The following is an 18,128-nucleotide window of genomic DNA, read 5'->3' as shown; positions in this document are numbered from 1 at the left end:
ATGGGTCGAATTTCCCGTGGGGGGGCTGTCGCAAGCGGGGGCGGCGGGCGGGGCGTGGACGATCTGCCTCGGGGTGCGACGCCAGGAGTTTGCGCCGTACGTGCCGGTGGGGACGAACGGGGCGCTGTACCAAAGCCTTCTCAAGGTTGAAGACACGGCGCAGAGCCTGCTGGTGCGGGTGCCGGTGACGGCGGAGAAGCCGGCCGGCCTGCTGGGGGCGGAGTTGGATGACCACCACGAAAGCGAAGGCCTGTGGGTGGGCGCGGCCGTCCTGGACCAGGTCAACGCCCCGGCCTACACGGGGACGAACCTGCTGCGGACCTCCGCGCCGCTGACGATGCGCCTGGTCGTGCACGTGGACGGCCTCGGCCAGGCGTGGTTGCTGCAGCAGGTGGTGCTGGCGTGGGACAGCAGCCTGACGAACGCGCCGCACACGAACGGGACGTACGCGTTGTTCGCGGACGCGGCGGACGTGCCGGGGGACGCGGAGGAGGCCAACCGGATCAGCGCGGCGGCCTTCCCGCTGATGCCGCCGCTGCTGCTGACCGGTGCCTTTTCGAATCGGCTGACGGGAACGGTCACGGTGAACTACGACGACCCGACCAATCCCTTCCTGCATCGCTATCACCCGATGCACGACAACAAGGACTGGGATTTCAACGCGTACACCAACGCGGTGGAGACCTACGCGGTGACGCGGGAGATCACGCTGGATTTCGAGGAGGCGCCGACGAACCTGGTGCATCACCCGTACTGGGGCGTGGACAGCGCGCTGGGGACGTACCGGGAGACGCTGACGGGCCTGCGGGCGCAGGCGATCCAGGTGGAGGGCGATTTCTATCTCGAGCGGATCAGCACGATCAACGAACTGCAATGAAGAGGGAGAGAGCCCGCGGATGACGCGGATAACGCGGATGGGAACGACCATCCGTGAAATCCGTGGTCAGTCCGGAGAGCGAAGAGAGGTGGCTATGAAAACGACCAGAACACGATTTCACGGGCGCGGTTTCGGCGGGATGATCATCCTGCTCTGTTCCGCGATCCTCGTTCCGCTTCCCGCGTTCTCCGGCGACGTGCCGTCGGCGATCAACTACCAGGGCAAGCTGACGGACAACCTGGGCAATCCCGTCACGGGCGGGTACTACCACATCACGTTTCGGATCTGGGACCACCCGACGCTGACCAATTCGGCGGACCTGATATGGGGCCGGACGTTTCCGCTGCACGTCATGGACGACGGGATCTTCAACATCCTGCTGACGGACGACGGCGGGACGGTGACGAACCCGGCGCCCCAGGTGCCCGACCTGCGCGACGCGTTCGCGGAGGAGGACCGGTACCTGGGCCTGATGATCACGCAGACACCCGCGGGGCCCGTGGGCAGCCCGACGGAGATCAGCCCGCGGCAGCGCCTGGTCAGCGCGCCGTACACCTTCCACGCCCAGCATGCGACGGACGCCTCGTCGGCGACGGAGGGGTTCACCGTGGACGACGGGCTGGTCATCAATTCGGGGGGGCTGAACGTGCACGGCCTGGCGGTGATGCACGACGGGCTGGTGGTGACCTCGGGCGTTTTCCAGGCCCACGGGGCCGCGGCCATGAGCGGGGGCCTGACGATTACCGCGGGCGGGCTGCAGGTCCATGACGCCGCCGTCTTTTGGGGGGCCACGACCATCAGCAACAGCCTGAAGGTTGCCGGGGCCATGACGGTCTCGGGCGCCGTGACGGTCAGTAACAACCTGGCGGTGGCCTCTCCCTCCGTGATCACGGGCTACGGCACAATTCCGATCGGGGGCATTGTCATCTGGTACGGTGCCACCAATGCGATACCCGACGGTTGGGCCCTTTGCGACGGGGGCACGTACTACGGCCATGCGACCCCCGACCTGCGCGACCGGTTCGTCGTGGGGGCGGGCCTGAATTACCCCGTCAATACCACCGGCGGCGAGGCGTTCCACCAGCTCACGCCGGGCGAGATGCCGAAGCATAGTCACACGCGCCGGGAGGGGAAATTCGAATCCTGGGGCGGACATGGCGCGTATTCCGACGTGTGGGTCAGCTATTCGGACAACACGTATTACACCGGCGACGCCGGCAACGACCAGCCCCATGAGAACCGGCCGCCGTACCACGCCCTGTGCTACATCATGCGGGTGAAGTAAAAGAACGCGAAACGAGGAACGAGGAACGATGAACGGAAGCGGCCAGCGGGAGCGCGGCAGGGCGGCGGCTCTTTCCCGCGTTCCGCGTTCCCTGTGCCTCGTTTTTGTCTGTTCCGCGTTCCTCGTTCCGCGTTCCTCGTTCTCTTCCGACTTCAACCTCGACACGGACTTCCGCAACCTCTGGCTGGAGCCCAATCCTTCCGGCGGGCCGTACTCGAATTACTTCGGGGTGTGGCCGTCGGAGGCGCGGACCAACGCCTCCACGGCGTTGTACCAGGGCCACGCGCTGGGCAACACGAACGCCGTGGCGCCGTCCAACTCGGCCTTCCAATTGATCTGGTCCTCGTTCGGCCAGACGGCGGAAGGCTTCAAGCCGGACGTGGCGCTGGGCGATATCATTGATCCCCCGCCGGGCGCCAACACGAACGTGCCGCCGGCGAACTTCGCGGCCGTGCGGGTGGGGGAGAACGCGGCGGCCTACTTCGAGTGCCAGGACCCCGTGGGCGGGGCGTTCTGGGTGCCCTCGACAAAGCAGGTGATCGCCGCGCAGCCGAACAATGTGGAGATCGACTGGATCATGACCAGCGGCGCGACCAACGGGATCGTGGTGTTCGTCGGCGCGGTGCCGACGGGCCGGCCCGTGCGGTTGTTCTGGACGGAATCGCCGTACGACGCGCCCGTGGTCAGCCTTCACGGCCTGTTCCCGGTGATCCACTACAGCAGCGAGGTGACCCGGCCGGTGTACCAGACGACGACCAACGTGTCCGGCGGCGTGACCAACTACTCGTCGAACGTGGTCAGCGGGGTCTGGGTGGACGACCAGAAGCAACTGCGCGCCCGGAACATCAAGGGCATGTTCATCCTCGAGTACTACGAGACCGGCACCTACAAGGAACAGATCCGGCCGAAGGGGATCGAGGTCGTCCAGGTGATGGAGCCGGACATCCTCTTCCAGACCGCGGACATCGGCGCGCGCCTCCTGCCGCAAGATTCGTACTGGAGCGAGGTCGAGGGCGACGCGGACCTCGACGCCGACATCACCGTTGGGATCAACGAGACGGCCTACCGGTTCGATCACGCGGGGCCGAAGCAGGGCTGGGCGTACGCCATCAAGAAGACCTCGGACGAGCCCTGGTCGCTCGAGATCTACTGGCGGCACACCGGCCTGATGGGTGTGCTGTGGCCCTTCGAGGTGGACTGGTACTCCTGCGACTGGCCGCGGCATCCCCAGTTGCGCGTGATTTCCGGCTCCACGCAGACCACCGCGGCCGTGCTGGTCCCGGCCGAGCTGACGGGCGAACTGATGGGCTACATGGAGCCGGCGCTCCACGCGGCGCTTTCGGCCAGCGGCAAGTCGCTGATGATGACCCAGCCGGGCTACTGCCTGATGAAGTACACAACCTACAACGACATCTGGTTCGAGGTGATCCAGTCCGTTTCGCATACCGACTCGACCTATTTCGACCTGGCCCCTACGCCGTGGGACATCGGCGAGGAACTGCGGCCCGCAGGCGAGGAGGCCCACGCCCTGAAGTTCGATGGGACCAACGATTACGTGGTCGCGGCCAAGAGCTGGCTGGACGGACTGGCCGACTGGACGCTGACCCTGTGGATCAATCCCTCCGAGACGTCCTTCGGAACGCTGTATGCCGAAGGCAACGAGGGCCCGACTCTTGTGCTGGAGCATTCCGGCGCGGGGCTCTGGTTTGCGGTGTGGAACAAGAACGTGCCCGGTCATTGGGTGGGCAGCACGATCCCCGCTGTCGTGGCGTCGAACCAGTGGCAGTACCTGGCGCTGACGCTCGAGGGCGGCGATGATACGTCGAACGGCACGCTCCGCGTTTACCTGGACGATCGGTCTTGGACCGTGACGAATTTCGTCCGTGAATATCACGGGGGCCAGGCCTACAGCTACCTGGGCGCGGATATTCATTGGCCGACCTATCAGCCGACGAACCTGTTCCACGGGCGGATGGACGAGGTGCGGATCTGGGGCCGGGCGCTGACGGAGGGCGAAATCCAGGCCAACCAGTACGAAACCCAGCAGGCTTCCCAGGCGGGCCTGATCGCAAACTACACGTTCGACGAGGGCACGGGGGATACCGTGCTGAACGAAGCCGGAGGCTACCACGGCGCGGTGCACGGCGGCGCGGTATGGTGTTACGGGCAGGTGGACCCGAACACGGACTACGCCGCCTTTCCCGGCTACATCTATGAGCCGTTGGGCAACCGGTACAACGTCAACCGGTACAACTACCCGACCGAGGAAAACCCGGAGGCCGAGTCCTATGTCTTTGCCGTCAACACGAACACGCTGGAGGTCTGGTGGGCCAATCCGAGCCGGCAGGACGGCATGCCGACGGTCTACTATCCTTCGTGGGTCAGCCAGTACGCCTGTGCGTGGCCGACGGGGATGCCCGAGATCGTGATCGCCAGCGGCCTGGGCAGCAACGGCGACCAGATCGAGGACACCGACGACGCGCTGGACTTCGACGGCGTCGCGGATGCCGTCGCGGTTCCCAACAGCCCGCTGTTCCAGCGTGAAAACGAGCTGACGGTCGAGGCGTGGTTCCGGCTCGACTCGATCGCCGGGCGCCGCGCCATCGTATCCATGGTCTCGACCGGCGTCGGCGCGGCCGGCTTCAGCCTGGGCACGTCGGACGATTCGCTCACCGCGGTATTCATGGACGCGGAGCACAACGCCCAGACGCTGACGTGGGGCACCCTGGTCACCGGGGAATGGATTCATGCGGCCGTGACCTACGAGGTGGGCGGCGTGATGGCCGGGTACCTCGGGGGCCGGTTGGCCGCCCAGCAGGCCGCCGGCACGCTCCCGCTCAACCCCTGCGACAGCAACCTTGTCATCGGCGCGGCGACGGCGATGAACGTGAACCACCTGGACGGGCGCGTGGCCGAGGTGCGGGTCTGGAGCGTCGCCCGGACGGCGGGCGATATCGGGGGCCTGTGGCTTTCCCGCCTGCAGGGGACCGAGGAGCACCTGGTGGCGTACTACCCGTTCGAGCGAGGCGTCGACGACGCGGTACTCCTGGACGGCGGCACCAATAACCTGGACGGCGCGGTCCTGGGGGCGGCCTGGGTCCAGCCCGGGCGGCCGGCGCCCGCGGATACGGTCACCGTGCTGGCTGACGACAGCATCTACTACCAGAACGATTCCTCGCGGCCCGGCTACAACCCGAACGAGGAGCACGCCCTGGTGCTCGGCGGCGTGGCCTACGCGCTGCGCGACGACCTGAACACGGCGGCCAGCTCGGCGCCGTTCGTGCTGGTGGACTACCTCGATCCCGACACCGCGCGGCCGAAGATGTCCCTGTTCGGCGTGGCGCGCACGAACCTGCAGTACCGGTTCGAGTATCCCCTCGAGGCCGGGCTGCCGATCCTGCCGCCCATGCCGCTGGCGGCCCTGCCGCCCTGCGCGAACACCTACAGCGACACCGAGCCGCCGGCCTGGCGCGACCGCAAGGACGAATGGTGGGCGCGCTCCGCGGGCGACGACGGCGGGACCGCCAACGCGCTCATGCATTTCTCCTACCAGATTCAGCCCGGCTTCTACTTCCCGGACCTCACCGCGTCGAACCAGCCCGCCGTGGGCGCCGTGCTGCCGTGGCTGCCGACGCCGTCGCAGTCCAACGGCACCACTGGCGTCCCCGTCACGGTGACCTACGCGATTTCCTGGCCGGCCGAGGTGCCCGAACTGAAGATCGCGCAGACGCTGACCACGCCGACGCACGGGCTGCCGGATATCTGGGATCAGTTGAGCGTCGAGGTGGTCTACCAGCAGTCCGTGCAGACCAACGCGGGCCCCTCGGTAACCCTGTTCGATCCCGTTGTGGAGCACGGCGCGAACTTGAGCAACCAGGTCGTGCAGACCATGATCGAAAGCGACGTGGCTGCGCGGGAACTGACGAGCAGCAAGGTGCGCTTCCCGGGCCTGCCGCCGTCGTTGTACGACCGGATCTACTATGACCCCGACGAGGGCTCGTACGGCCAGTTGATGATCGAGGGTCAGCTCGTGCAGCCGCTGACCGGCGACGCCTACCTGCTGCTGAACCTGCTGGAAGAATATGAACAGGCGCAGGCGCAGGGCGTCGCCGCGGGGCTGGATACCGACACGGTCCAGGCCTGGAATGCGGCGGTCAACGCCCTGCCGCAGGGTCTGACCTTGATCCAGCCGAACGGGCCGTACGTCAACGCGGCGCTCTACGCGGGGTTGAGCAACGGACTGGGCTACGTCACGCTGGCGTTCAACAACAGCACCAACGGCCAGCAGGTCCCGGAAGGCCTGCCGATCAGCCTGGAGATCATCCAGGTCGTGCCCGAACTGTACAGCGGGGCGATCGAGGTGCTCGAGCCCGAGGACGTGCTCGACGAGCAACTCACCCTGCGCGCCAGCCCGGACTTCGCGGGGCAACTGGAGGACTACGAGTTCCAGTGGCGCTGGGAGGAGCCCGAGGGCGGCCTGATCCCCAACACCAACTTCGCGACCTGGAACGCGTACGGCGCGGATGTCATTCCCGCGACCAACGAGGTGACGATCGCCGGGGCCAGCCCGTTCACGCTGGCGGACCACTACTTCGCCATGCGGTACCGGCGCATCGATCCGACCGGGCCGGCCGGCACGAACTGGAGCGACTGGACCTACAACCTCGCTCCCGGCTGGGTCCAGCGGGTGATGGACGGGATCAACCCGTTCGAGCAGTGCCTGGAAAACATGCTGGCGAACTCCGTGGACACGCGGGCGACGATGATCAGCCTGGCCGGCGCGCCGTACGAGGGGGACATCGCGCTCAACCTCCAGGCCGCCTGCGAGGCGGGGCTGATCCCTGTCTACCGGACCGTGCTCAACCGCGCCGAGGACTTCAGCATCCGGGCCGGGATCAGCGACAGCGGGGACAACGAAACGCTGCTGTTCGCCGCGAGCAAGCTGCTGGACCTGTACATGCTGCTGGGCAACGAGGCGTACGCCGACGCCCAGGACCCAACCATCGCCTTCCCGCGCGAGCTGTACGAGGACGAGCACGGCGCGGACGCCACGAGCCTCTTCTGCTTTATGAACCAGATGCCGAACCTGTTGCAGGAGGAACTGGCGCTGCTGCGCGGCCGGGACGACACGCTGGAGCCGTCGGTGGAGACCTCGCCGATCTACAACCGGCTGATCTGGAACTTCACCGCGGGGATCAACGGGGGCGAGGCGGCGTACGCCTACAGCTACAACATCCGCGGCTCGCCGACGAGCACGGTGGGCACGATCACGGCGGAGGACGCCAAGCGGCTGTACCCGCAGGGGCACGGCGACGCGTGGGGACATTACTTGAGCGCCTTGTCGGGTTACTACGAGCTGCTGTCGAACACCAACTTCGCATGGCACACGGAGCCGGGGGCGACGCTGCTGGGCAACGCGCCGGTGAGCACGGACTTCTTCGACGAGCAGAAGTTTGCGGAAGGGGCGGCGGCGAAGGCGCGGACGGGCGTGGAGATCGTGAACCGGGCCTACCGGATGGCGTACTCGGAGGATGAAACGGTCCGGTGGCCGGGTTACCGGGATTCGAACACGAACCGGGCGTGGGGCCTGGCGGGCTGGGCGAGCCGGGCGGGGCAGGGCGCGTTGTACGACTGGGCCGTGGCCAACTCGCTGCTGCTCGACCGGCTGACCAACATGACCCAGGTCGGCGGGGCGGACCAGCCGCCCGAGGGCATCCAGAAGATTGACCGGACCACGGTGCCCGAGCTCGACGAGATCGCCAATGGCCTCCACCAGGTCCAGGTACAGATGGACAACGCCGACCGGGGCATGAACCCGATGGGCGTCGCGCGGGACGTGGTGCCGTTCGACATCAGCCCGACGGATATTGACGAGGGCCAGACGCACTTCGAGCAGATCTACGACCGGGCTATGCAGGCGCTGTACAACGCCTGCGTCGCCTTCGACTATGCGCGCAACACGACGCTGAAAATGCGGGAGCAGTTCGACTCCGTGTACGAGCTGCAGGAGCAGCTCGCGGAGAACGAAACCGAGTTCCACAACCGGCTGATCGAGATTTACGGCTATCCGTACCCCGATGACATCGGGCCCTCCGGGACCTATCCCCAGGGCTATTCAGGGCCCGACTTGATCAATTGGCAAATCCTTGATCTCGAGAGCCTGGTTCACAGCGCGCCCACCGGCCAGCCGATGCAGGTGACACTCTATGACTACCAGTTCACGGCCGGCGTCTCGTGGACCGGGGTGAATTACGAGGATTATCTCATCCTGACGAACCATGACCCGAACACGTACGCCGTGGCCGGCACCACAACGGTCTACATCAGCGACAGCGGCCTGAAGGTCAAGCCGGCGTCCTGGACCGGCCGCCGGCCCGCGCAGGGCGAGTTGCAGATGGCCCTCTCGGAGATGATCCAGGGCTGGTACGCCCTGGAGGCCAAGCTGGCCGAGTACAACCAGACGCTATACGAGTTGGAAGTCGAGATGGAACACCGCCAGGCGGATTACAGCCGGTTCCCGAACGAATGGTCGAACGCCGTGGCGAATATCGCGGGCCAGAAGAAGACGGCCCAAGTCATTGCCGGCCTGAAGATCGCGTCCGAGATCGCGAATGTAGTGGCGGAAATAGTGGAGGCCAACGCGAAGGGCGCCGCGTCGTTCTCTCCGACCGTGTTCGATGGATGGGTGGGCGTGGAGGATCTTCTTGGAACGATGTCGGCGCCTCGCGAGATCGCATACGCCTGGGCGGATGCGGCGAAGTGGGCCAAGGTGCTCGTCAACCTGGGCAAGGAGACCGGCATTGACTCCCGCGAGCTGCAGCAGGCGCAGTGGGACGCCGATCTCGAGACGCTGCTCAAGAACAACGAGTACCAGGACATCCTGCACTGGGGGACGATGGAGACCCTCGCCAAGCTCAAGGAGCAGTACGTCAAGCAGGCGGAGCTCATGGAGCAGGTCCAGGCCCTGGCGCAGCAGGTCGAGCAGGTGCGAAAACTTCTCGCCGAGGGCGAACTGCTGCTGGTCCAGCGGGCGCAGGTGCGCGCGCGGGCGGCGCAGCGCATCCAGATGAACCGCTACCAGGACCTCGCCTTCCGCATCTTCCGCGACGACGGCCTGCGGCGGTACAAGGATTCCTTCGATCTCGCCGCGCGCTACGTCTACCTGGCCGCCAAGGCCTACGACTACGAGACGGGCCTGCTGGACTCCGATGCGCAGCTGACGCCCGGCAGCGAGTTCCTGGAGGACATCGTCAAGGCGCGGCTGCCCGGCCGGTTCTACGTGTGGCTGGGCGAGCCGGAGACGGGTATTGACGAAGGCGAGCCGGGCCTGGCGGACATCATGGCACGGATGAAGGCGGACTGGGACGTGGTCAAGGGCCGCTTCGGCTTCAACAACCCGGACACGGAGACCAGCCGGTTTTCCCTGCGGCAGGAGTGTTTCCGTATTTCGCCCTCGGCTGCCAGCGACGGGACGTGGGCCCAGGTGCTGGAGGATCACGTCAAAGAGGATCTGCGCACCGTGCCGGAGTTCAAGCGGTACTGCATCCCGTTCAGCGATTCCACGAACGCGGAGCCGGCCCTGGTGATCCCGTTCTCGACGTTCATCGTGGCGGGGAAGAACTACTTTGGTCATGACCTCGCGGGCGGGGACAACGCCTACGACCCGACGCACCAGGCCACGAAGATCCGGTCCGCCGGTATCTGGTTCACCGGGTACAACGTCACCTTTAACACCAACACCACGGGCGGGGGCCTGGCCAACGAGCCGCGGGTCTACCTGGTCCCGGTGGGGCAGGACGTCATGCGCTCGCCGACGCGGGAGGGGCTGGAGACGCGGAACTGGAAGGTGCTGGACCAGGCGATGCCGCTGCCGTACGACGTGGGCGGCATGGACATCGACAACCCGGACTACCAGCCGATCATGGACTCGCTGGCCGAGCCGCTGGCCTGTATCCGCCGGTTTGCCTCGCTTCGCGCGTACCACGACAAGGGCCAGTTCGACGAGGACGAGACGCACAACAACGGGCGGCTGGTCGGCCGGTCGGTGTGGAACACGCGGTGGCTGCTGATCATTCCCGGCCGGACGCTGCTGGCCGACCCCGATTTGGCGATCGAGCGGTTCATCCACGGCGACGGCTCGGGCAACGGGATCAAGGACATCAAGATCTTCTTCCAGACGTACTCGATAGCAGGTGAATGAAGGGAACGCGGAACAGGGAACGAGGAACGATGAACGGGGAAGAGGAGAAGCCAAGAGATCTGAAGAAGCGTATGCGGCAGTACTCGTTGGACATCATTGAGATGTACTGCGCGTTGCCGCAAAACGATCGTGTAGCTCAAGTCCTTGGAAGACAAGTGCTGAACAGCGGAACCTCGCCTGGCGCTCACCATCGGGAAGCTTCCCGCGCGAGATCGGATGCCGAGTTCATCAGTAAGATGGAAGGCGGCCTGCAGGAACTCGAGGAGACGGACTACTGGATGGACTTGCTGGTGGGCAGCGGCCGTGTTGTCCAAGAGCGAATGCGCGGTTTAATTGAGGAGACGAACGAGCTGATGGCCATCTTCGTGTCCTCGGTTAATACGGTGAAGAGAAGGAAGAAGCGGAAGGAGTAGGGTTGTGAGCCTTAGCAAGATTTCATGGAACAGGTTCTCCCGGCTTTTCGTTCCGCGTTCCGCGTTCCTTGTCCTTCTTTGTTCCTCGTTCCTCGTTCCTCGTTCCTCGTTTTCCGGCATGCCCCAGCCGATGGTCGTCTATTACGGCCAGGCGCTGGACGATTTCGGATGGCCGTACATGCGGGACGCGACGGTGCTGTTGCGGCGGGGGACGAACGACATCGCGGAGCAGGAGATCAACGGATCGCTGTCGCCGGGGGTGAACTTCGCGCTGTACGCGCCGCTGGACGACGGGCGGGACACGAACCGGTACGTGGGGACGGCGGTGCGGACGGGGGAGGTCGTCACCATCGTGGTCCAGGATTCCTGGGGGGAACGGACGCTGCTGGAGACCAATTCGATCCCGGCGGTGACGAAGCCGGGGGACCTGATCCTGGTGAACGTGACGGCGGGGACGGACTCGGACGGGGACGGGCTGCCGGACGAGTGGGAGCAGTGGCTGGTGGACCTCTCGACGAACCCGGCGATCGCGTCGGTGGCGGACATCCACGCGGAGGACGACTTCGACGGGGACGGCGTGCCGAACGGGGACGAGTACCGGGCGGGGACGTTCGCGTTCCTGGACTACGACTATTTCTTCCTCGAGCGGTCGCGCCTCTCGGCCCAGGGCTGGTGGCTGATTCAATTCTTGAGCGTGCCCGGCAAGGTATACCGGCTCTACGAGGCCTACCAGGTCCCGACGTATCCGGGCGATACCTGGTCGCCGGGTGTCTATTCGACCTCCGACGGCGGCGCCCTGGGCACGGGCGTCGTCGAGGGCGACGGGGGCTGGACCTCGCTGTATATCCCCATGACCAATTCGCCCCGCGCGTACAAGATGCACGTGGAATGACGCCCACCGCCCACAGGATCGCCTTCCTGCTGGCCGCGCTGTCGCTGGCCGCGGGCACGGCACGGGCCGACCCGGTGGCGTCCGACAACGCGGACAACGATCCCTATCCGTCCGGATGGAATCCGGGCGACAACCCGGGCCTGGGGTTCACGGAGTGGGTCAACCTGGAAGTCGGTTCGCCCGGCTCCATGTACGTCGAAAACCTGGCGCCGCTGGACGGGCTCTATTCCTGGGGCTTGAGCGGCACGTATGCCGTCGGGCGCGGCCTCTCCAACAGCCTGGCGGTCGGCCAGTGGACGTTCCTGGCCAACCACGGCTCCGGGATCGGTTCCTTCTGCGGCTTCAACCTGCGCACCTCGACCGATGACTCCTCGTTCGACACGGACGAAATCCTCCGCTTCGGCGTCGACTACGGGGAGGAGTTCGACGCCACCCGGATATACTTTTCCACCAACGCCGGCGCGGACTATGCCTACATTGACCTGGGCGACGACGACCTGCGAGACTCCGACCTGGAGTACAGCGTCTCGTGGTCCACGGTCAGCGGCTCGTTTACGCTGGGCGTTTATAATTCCGACGCCGACACCTACGGGGAAATCACCGCCGACCTGGCCTCCGGGTCCTCCGTGGCGATGTTCGGGGCCGGGATTTTCGAGGCCACGCTCGACGAGCAGATGACCTTCGACGACTACCAAGCCGGCGTCGTGCCCGAGCCCGGCGTGCTGGTGGCCCTGGTCCTGGGATGCGGCTTCCTTCAATGGTTCATGTACCGGCGGCTGCGAAAGGCGGCGCGCCTGCTTCCTTTCTAGTCTTTTTTTGCTTCATCCTGCCGCCTCCATCGTTCATCCTTGCCCCATGTCGCGGTTCATCATCCACGGCCAGAGGAAACTGGCCGGCGAGTATCGGCCGGTGGGCAACAAGAACGCCGTCCTGCCCATGCTGGCCGCCTGCCTGCTGACCGACGAGCCCGTGACGCTGCGCAACGTCCCCGACATCCGCGACGTCGAGGTCATGCTGGCCCTGCTCGAAGGCGTGGGCGTCGGGGTGGCCCGCGAGCGCGACCGGGTTACGCTCCAGGCCGGATCGATCCGCCGCCGGCGGCTGGACCCTGAACTCTGCCGCCGGGTGCGCGCCTCCATTCTCCTCGCCGCGCCCCTCGCGGCGCGGCATGGGAGCTGCGTGCTGCCGCCGCCGGGTGGCGACATCATCGGGCGTCGCCGGCTGGACACGCACTTCAACGGCCTGCGCGCGCTGGGCATCGCCGTCGAGGGCGGCACGAGCTATACCCTGCGCCGCCGTCAGCTCCGCGGCGCGGACTTCCTGCTCGACGAGGCCAGCGTCACGGCGACGGAGAACCTGCTGATGGCGGCCACGCTCGCGGAGGGCGAGACCACCCTCTTCAACGCCGCCTGCGAGCCGCACGTGACGGACCTCGGCGCGCTGCTGGTCCGGATGGGCGCGCGGATCGAGGGGCTGGGCACCAATTGCCTGCAAATCCAGGGCGTCAAAACGCTCCGCGGCGCGGAACACACGGTAGGCCCCGACCTGATCGAGGTTGGCAGCTTCCTCGCCGCCGCCGCGGCCACCCGTGGCGAGTTGCGCGTGTCCGCGCCGGGCAACCTCCGCGACCTGGAAGTGATTCTCCGGGTATTTGCCCGGCTTGGCGTGGAGACGGAGGCGAAGGCCGGCGACCTTCATTTGCCCGCGAGGCAGAAACGGCGCGTGCAGCGGGACCTGGGCCGCGCCATCCCGAAGATCGAGGACGGGCCCTGGCCGCAGTTCCCTTCCGATCTCATGAGCGTGGCCATTGTCCTTGCGACGCAGGCGAAGGGCACGGTCCTGTTTTTCGAGAAGATGTTCGAGAGCCGCATGTACTTCGTGGACCGCCTGATCGAGATGGGGGCGGACATCATTCCCTGCGACCCGCACCGGGTCGTCGTCAGCGGGCCCTGCCCGCTGCACGGCACCCACCTGACCACGCCCGACATCCGCGCGGGCATGTCCCTGCTCATCGCCGCCCTCTGCGCGAAGGGCCGGAGCGTCATTGACCAGGCCGAGGTCATCGACCGCGGCTACGAGCGCATCGATGAGCGCCTCCGCGCCCTCGGCGCGGATATCGTCCGCGAAGGATGATCCCGCGATGAGCAAGGATCTGGTTCCCGTCGAGCGCGTTGAGCAGAAGATTTTGCTGCTGCGGGGACAAAAGGTGATGTTGAGCGGCGACCTGGCTGATTTGTACGGAGTCCTGCCCAAGGTATTGATGCAAGCCGTCAAGAGAAACGCGGAAAGATTCCCGGCTGACTTTATGTTTCAGCTTGCACGGCAAGAGGTTGCAATCTTGAAGTCACAGTTTGTGACTTCAAGTTGGGGTGGAGTTCGGCGGGCCAGACCGTATGCCTTCACCGAACAGGGCGTGGCCATGCTCTCGTCCGTGCTTCACAGCCCACGCGCCATCCAGGTGAACATCGCGATCATGCGCGCGTTTGTCCGGCTGCGGCAGATGCTGTCCGCGCACGCGGACCTCGCCCGGAAATTGGAGGACCTGGAAAGGAAATACGACAAGCAGTTCCGCGCGGTCTTCGACGCGCTGCGGGAACTGATGAATCCCCCGGCCCCGCCGCGCAAGCCGATCGGTTTTCATATTCGGGATGCTCGCGCTGCGTACACGGCGCGCAACAGAAGGAGATAACCCCGTGTTGGATCAAGTCATTGTGGTGGCGTACCTGGTGGTCGTGCTGGTGGTCGGTTTGTGGGCCGGGCGGGGGATCCGGACCCTGCAGGACTACTCGGTGGTGCATCGAAGCTACTCCTCGTGGGTCATCTTCGCCACGCTGGCGGCGTCGTTCATCGGCGGCGGGTTCTCCAGCGGCAACGCGGCCAAGGTGTTCCTTTTCGGCATCGCCAACATCGTGGCCTTGTGGGGCTTCAGCTTCAAGGAACTGCTCATCGCGGCCTACGTCGCGCCGCGCAGCGGGGCGTTCCGGGACTGCATCTCCGTCGGCGGCATCATGCGCCGCCAGTACGGGAAGACCGGCCAGGTGATCACCGGCGTGCTGGGCGTGCTGGTCTGCGCCGGGATCACGGGGGCCCAGGTGGGCGCCATGGGCGCGGTCTTCAATACCTTCCTGGGCGTCTCGCGCGAAGCCGGGATCGCCATCGGCTGCGGCATCGTGATCGCCTACTCGACCGTCGGGGGCATGCGCGCCGTGGTCTTGACGGACGTGCTGCAGTTCGTCCTGCTCGGCGTGGGCATGCCGCTGGCCCTGTGGATCGGCATTCGGCACGTGGGCGGGTTCACGGCCCTGGAAGCGGCCGTCCCTGCCGGTCACTTGAGCCTGTTCAACGGACACATGACGCCCATCGCGCTGGTCTCGCTATTTCTCTCTTTCATGCTGGGCGAAACCCTGGTGCCGCCCTATGTCCAGCGGCTCCTGATCGGCAAGAACGCCCGGGCCACGGCGGAGGGCTCGCTCTACGCGGGCCTGTTTTCCATCCCCTTTTTCGCCATCACCGGCCTGCTCGGGCTCGTGGCCGTGGCGATCAAGCCGGACCTGGATTCCAACCAGGCCCTGCCGTTCGTCGTGAACACGCTGCTCCCGGTCGGGCTGAAGGGCCTGGTCATTGCCGGCGTGATCTCCATCGTGATGTCATCCGCAGACTCTTTTCTCAATGCCGCGTCGGTGGCCCTGATCGGTGACGTCATCAATCCCCTGCGCAAAACCGAGTTATCGGACCGCCACGGCATGCACGTGGCGAAAATCACGACGCTCCTCGTGGGGTTGGGCGCCGTGGTCTTCGCGATGAAGATAGACAACGTGCTCGACATCCTCCTGTTCACGTACAACTTCTGGGCGCCGGTGGTCCTGGTGCCGCTGGTCGCGACCATCCTCGGGGTGAAAGCCAACCGGAAGACCTTCCTGGTCGGGGCCTTCTGCGGTGTGGCGGCGCTCGCGATATGGCACTGGCTGCTCAAGGACCCGCAGGGGATCGACGGGCTGGTGATCGGCGTCGTCGCCAACCTGGTCGCGTTCAGCGCGATGCACCGGATCGACGTGCTGACGGGGCCGGAGGATTGACGGCCCGCCGGCCGGCTCATTCGCGGAAGCGCGGACGCAGCAGGGACAAACTGTTGCCCCGGAAATCGAGGAGCGAGACCGGTTCCGCCAGGTCGGGATCGAGGAACGCGATGCCGTCAAACCAATTACCCCGGCGCTCATCCCACAGCCAACTGTAACCGAGAAAGAAGGAGCTGTAGGGGTCCACGTCGCAGCCGCTGGACAGCATGGTCTCGCCGTTGCGGTCCTGTATGTCGTAGCGTCTCAACACGTCGCCGGCCGGGGTGTGGAGGGAGGTGCGGCTGGCGTCCTCCGCGAAGGCCGTCACCAGGATGTTCCCGCCGCGCGGGTCCACAGTCACGGAGGCGGTGGCCGGCGCGCTCGAACCCGGCCCGACGCTTAATACGGTCCCCGGCGCGTCCAGGGACAGGCGGGCCCAATGATCATAGCCGGCCAGCACCAGCGTGTTGTCCTGCGTATCCACGGCCAGCCCGATGGGCGTGTCCGCGCAGACGGTGGCGGAGGCCACCGGCAGGCCCGCGGAGGTGTAGAACCGCACGACGGCCTGCGTGTCGCCGCAGGAGACCGCCACCAGGCCGTCCGCGCGCACGACCTCGACATCGGTCAAGTCCGGGATGAACAGTTCCGCGGCGACCCGGCCGTCCAGCGTCAGTTTTGTGAGCCGGCCGATGGTGGGCTGCCAGGAGGGCTGGCGCGTTTCGGCCACCCAGCACGATCCGTCCCGCGGGTCCACGGACAATTCCACGTTCTGCCAGACATCCTGCGCGGGGTCAAAGCCCGAGAAGCGCTGGAGTTCGCGGCCCTGGCCGTCCACCGCGATGACCTGGCCGGTGGCGTTAAGAAAGCTGTTTGAAAACGTGGCGATCCACGCGCCGCCGTTGAACGGGTTGGCGCGGCAGAGGATCCCGTGAAGGTTGCTGTGGACCTGCATGATGTCTCCGCGCCCGTGGTCCACGTACAGGGCGGCCAGGCCCCGGTGTCCCATGGCCCAGCCCATGACCGGCTGGCGGGCGGGGCCACCGTACAGGCCCATGTCATTGCGCGTGCCGTCGAAATTTCGGTAGGGCGCGCTGGGCTCGCCGGCCTGCAGGCAGGGCGAGGCGGGCCCCGGATGGTAGTTGCCCGCCAGGTCGCCCGTGTTGGCGATGAGTTCCGGGTCCACCGAGATGTTCCCCTGCCGTCCGAGGGCGTTCGCGGCCAGCCCGCCGAAATGGCCGCCGGCGTTCTGGAAGAAGTCGTTATAGGCCAGCGCGCCGCGGAAAGGGCGGCCCTGGACCGCGAATCCTTGTCCCTCGTTGAAGGCGACGATGTTGTTCAGCACTTTGAGGTTCCGCGCGCCCCGCCAGGGCGTCAGCCGGATGCCCGCGCTGCTGTTCCGGAGCGCGGCATTGTTCGCCGCTTCCCCGGCCAGCGCGCTGTTCTTGAGCCGGCCCTCGATCAGCCACAAGCCGATGGTGTTGCCCATCAACAGATTGTTCGCCAGTTGCAGCGACCGGGCCTCGTGGATCACGGCGCCGTACGGCCGGTTGCCCTGGACCCGGTTGCGAAGCACCTCCAGGCGGCCGGGCGGGGAGGCGATCCAGAGCCCGGCGTACGCGTGGCCCGTCACGTCGTTGTCATGGATCCGGCAGGCGAGATCCGGGAAGGCCTGCCGGCCTGGCAGGGCCAGGAGGCCGATCCGGTTTTTCTCGATGCGGTTGTGCTGCAGGAGCCAGTCGCCGCGATGATTCCACGTTGTGCAGATCCCGTACAGCGCGTTACTCCGGATGTCATTGTTGAAGAGGCGTGTGTCCCGCGCCCCCTTGTTTTTCGCGGCATCAAATCCCAGGCCTGTCCCGCACCCCTCAATGAGGCAATCGCGGATCAGAAGGTTCCGGGTGTTGGAGGCCCATACGCCGACGCCGCCCTTGTTCCGGATGCATAAACCGATGAGGGCGATGTTGGATGAGTTGGCGAGCGTCACCGCCGGCCGGCGCCGGTCGCGCGGCCGGATGATCGGCCGGATGTAGCCCCCGTCCGCCTCGCGGTTCCAGGACAGCGTGACCGGCTTGGTCACCAGGATATTCTCCTCGTAGATGACCGGGTCATGCCAATCGTCCTCGGGGCCGAGGACCAGGATGGTATCGCCCGGCGCGGCGGCGTTCACGGCAGCCTGGATGCCCGGGAAATCTTGCGGCACCCGCCAGGTGGCGGCTTCGGCGCGACCGGAACCAAGTCCACAGAGCGCCATCCAGCCCACACCCGAAACCAGGCGAATCACCTCGGCCGCGGTTCTGCGCGCAGGATTGCTGTTCATGGCCCCTCCTGATGGCTTAAGCGTTTGAGTATTCGGCCGCGCAATTAGTATTGAGGAATCCTCCGGTCCTCGTCCAGTCTTTTTATTGT

General features: G+C 66.1%; 10 protein-coding genes. 9 read left to right on the top strand and 1 reads right to left on the bottom strand.

Features of this window, described 5'->3' with window-relative positions:
• The 9 genes from KA248_05810 to KA248_05770 all read left to right on the top strand — a co-directional run.
• The coding region (locus KA248_05810) for a hypothetical protein (protein ID MBP7829413.1) at positions 1–877 on the top strand (877 nt) is incomplete at its 5' end.
• 94 nt (positions 878–971) lie between these two features.
• Entirely contained in the window at positions 972–2,162 is a 1,191-nt protein-coding gene (locus KA248_05805; GenBank protein ID MBP7829412.1) for a hypothetical protein, read from the top strand.
• A gap of 28 nt (positions 2,163–2,190) precedes the next feature.
• On the top strand, positions 2,191–10,362 hold the full coding sequence (locus tag KA248_05800) for a hypothetical protein (protein MBP7829411.1): 8,172 nt from the start codon (positions 2,191–2,193) through the stop codon (positions 10,360–10,362).
• Positions 10,363–10,391: 29 nt separating this feature from the next.
• Entirely contained in the window at positions 10,392–10,775 is a 384-nt protein-coding gene (locus KA248_05795) for a four helix bundle protein (GenBank protein ID MBP7829410.1), read from the top strand.
• Between the two features lie 118 nt (positions 10,776–10,893).
• Positions 10,894–11,667, top strand: coding sequence for a hypothetical protein (locus KA248_05790; protein ID MBP7829409.1), 774 nt, complete (start codon positions 10,894–10,896; stop codon positions 11,665–11,667).
• A complete protein-coding gene (locus KA248_05785; GenBank protein ID MBP7829408.1) occupies positions 11,664–12,476 on the top strand; it encodes a hypothetical protein in 813 nt (270 codons plus the stop codon). The genes KA248_05790 and KA248_05785 overlap by 4 nt, the downstream gene beginning before the upstream one ends.
• 46 nt (positions 12,477–12,522) lie before the next feature.
• A complete protein-coding gene (gene murA, locus KA248_05780) occupies positions 12,523–13,800 on the top strand; it encodes a UDP-N-acetylglucosamine 1-carboxyvinyltransferase (protein MBP7829407.1) in 1,278 nt (425 codons plus the stop codon).
• Positions 13,801–13,807: 7 nt separating this feature from the next.
• Entirely contained in the window at positions 13,808–14,356 is a 549-nt protein-coding gene (locus KA248_05775; protein ID MBP7829406.1) for an ORF6N domain-containing protein, read from the top strand.
• Positions 14,357–14,363: 7 nt separating this feature from the next.
• Positions 14,364–15,743 carry a sodium:solute symporter family protein gene (locus KA248_05770; protein ID MBP7829405.1) on the top strand — a complete coding sequence of 460 codons (1,380 nt, stop codon included), beginning with the start codon at positions 14,364–14,366 and terminating at the stop codon, positions 15,741–15,743.
• Positions 15,744–15,759: 16 nt separating this feature from the next.
• Here the strand turns inward: KA248_05770 and KA248_05765 are convergent, their stop codons facing one another.
• Entirely contained in the window at positions 15,760–18,039 is a 2,280-nt protein-coding gene (locus KA248_05765; GenBank protein MBP7829404.1) for a right-handed parallel beta-helix repeat-containing protein, read from the bottom strand.
• Between the last annotated feature and the right edge of the window lie 89 nt (positions 18,040–18,128).

The sequence above is a fragment of the Kiritimatiellia bacterium genome, assembly GCA_018001225.1.
In the GTDB taxonomy this organism is placed as follows: Bacteria; Verrucomicrobiota; Kiritimatiellia; order CAIQIC01; family JAGNIJ01; genus JAGNIJ01.
Note: the sequence above shows the minus strand (reverse complement) of the source record. Positions and strands in the feature narration are given on the sequence as shown.

Bases quoted from the DNA above. Each gene is read 5' to 3' on its own strand.
- KA248_05785 (MBP7829408.1), top strand. From the start codon at position 11,664: ATGACGCCCACCGCCCACAGGATCGCCTTCCTGCTGGCCGCGCTGTCG.
- KA248_05765 (MBP7829404.1), bottom strand. From the start codon at position 18,039: ATGAACAGCAATCCTGCGCGCAGAACCGCGGCCGAGGTGATTCGCCTG.
- KA248_05805 (MBP7829412.1), top strand. From the start codon at position 972: ATGAAAACGACCAGAACACGATTTCACGGGCGCGGTTTCGGCGGGATG.
- murA (MBP7829407.1), top strand. From the start codon at position 12,523: ATGTCGCGGTTCATCATCCACGGCCAGAGGAAACTGGCCGGCGAGTAT.
- KA248_05790 (MBP7829409.1), top strand. From the start codon at position 10,894: ATGCCCCAGCCGATGGTCGTCTATTACGGCCAGGCGCTGGACGATTTC.
- KA248_05795 (MBP7829410.1), top strand. From the start codon at position 10,392: ATGAACGGGGAAGAGGAGAAGCCAAGAGATCTGAAGAAGCGTATGCGG.
- KA248_05800 (MBP7829411.1), top strand. From the start codon at position 2,191: ATGAACGGAAGCGGCCAGCGGGAGCGCGGCAGGGCGGCGGCTCTTTCC.
- KA248_05775 (MBP7829406.1), top strand. From the start codon at position 13,808: ATGAGCAAGGATCTGGTTCCCGTCGAGCGCGTTGAGCAGAAGATTTTG.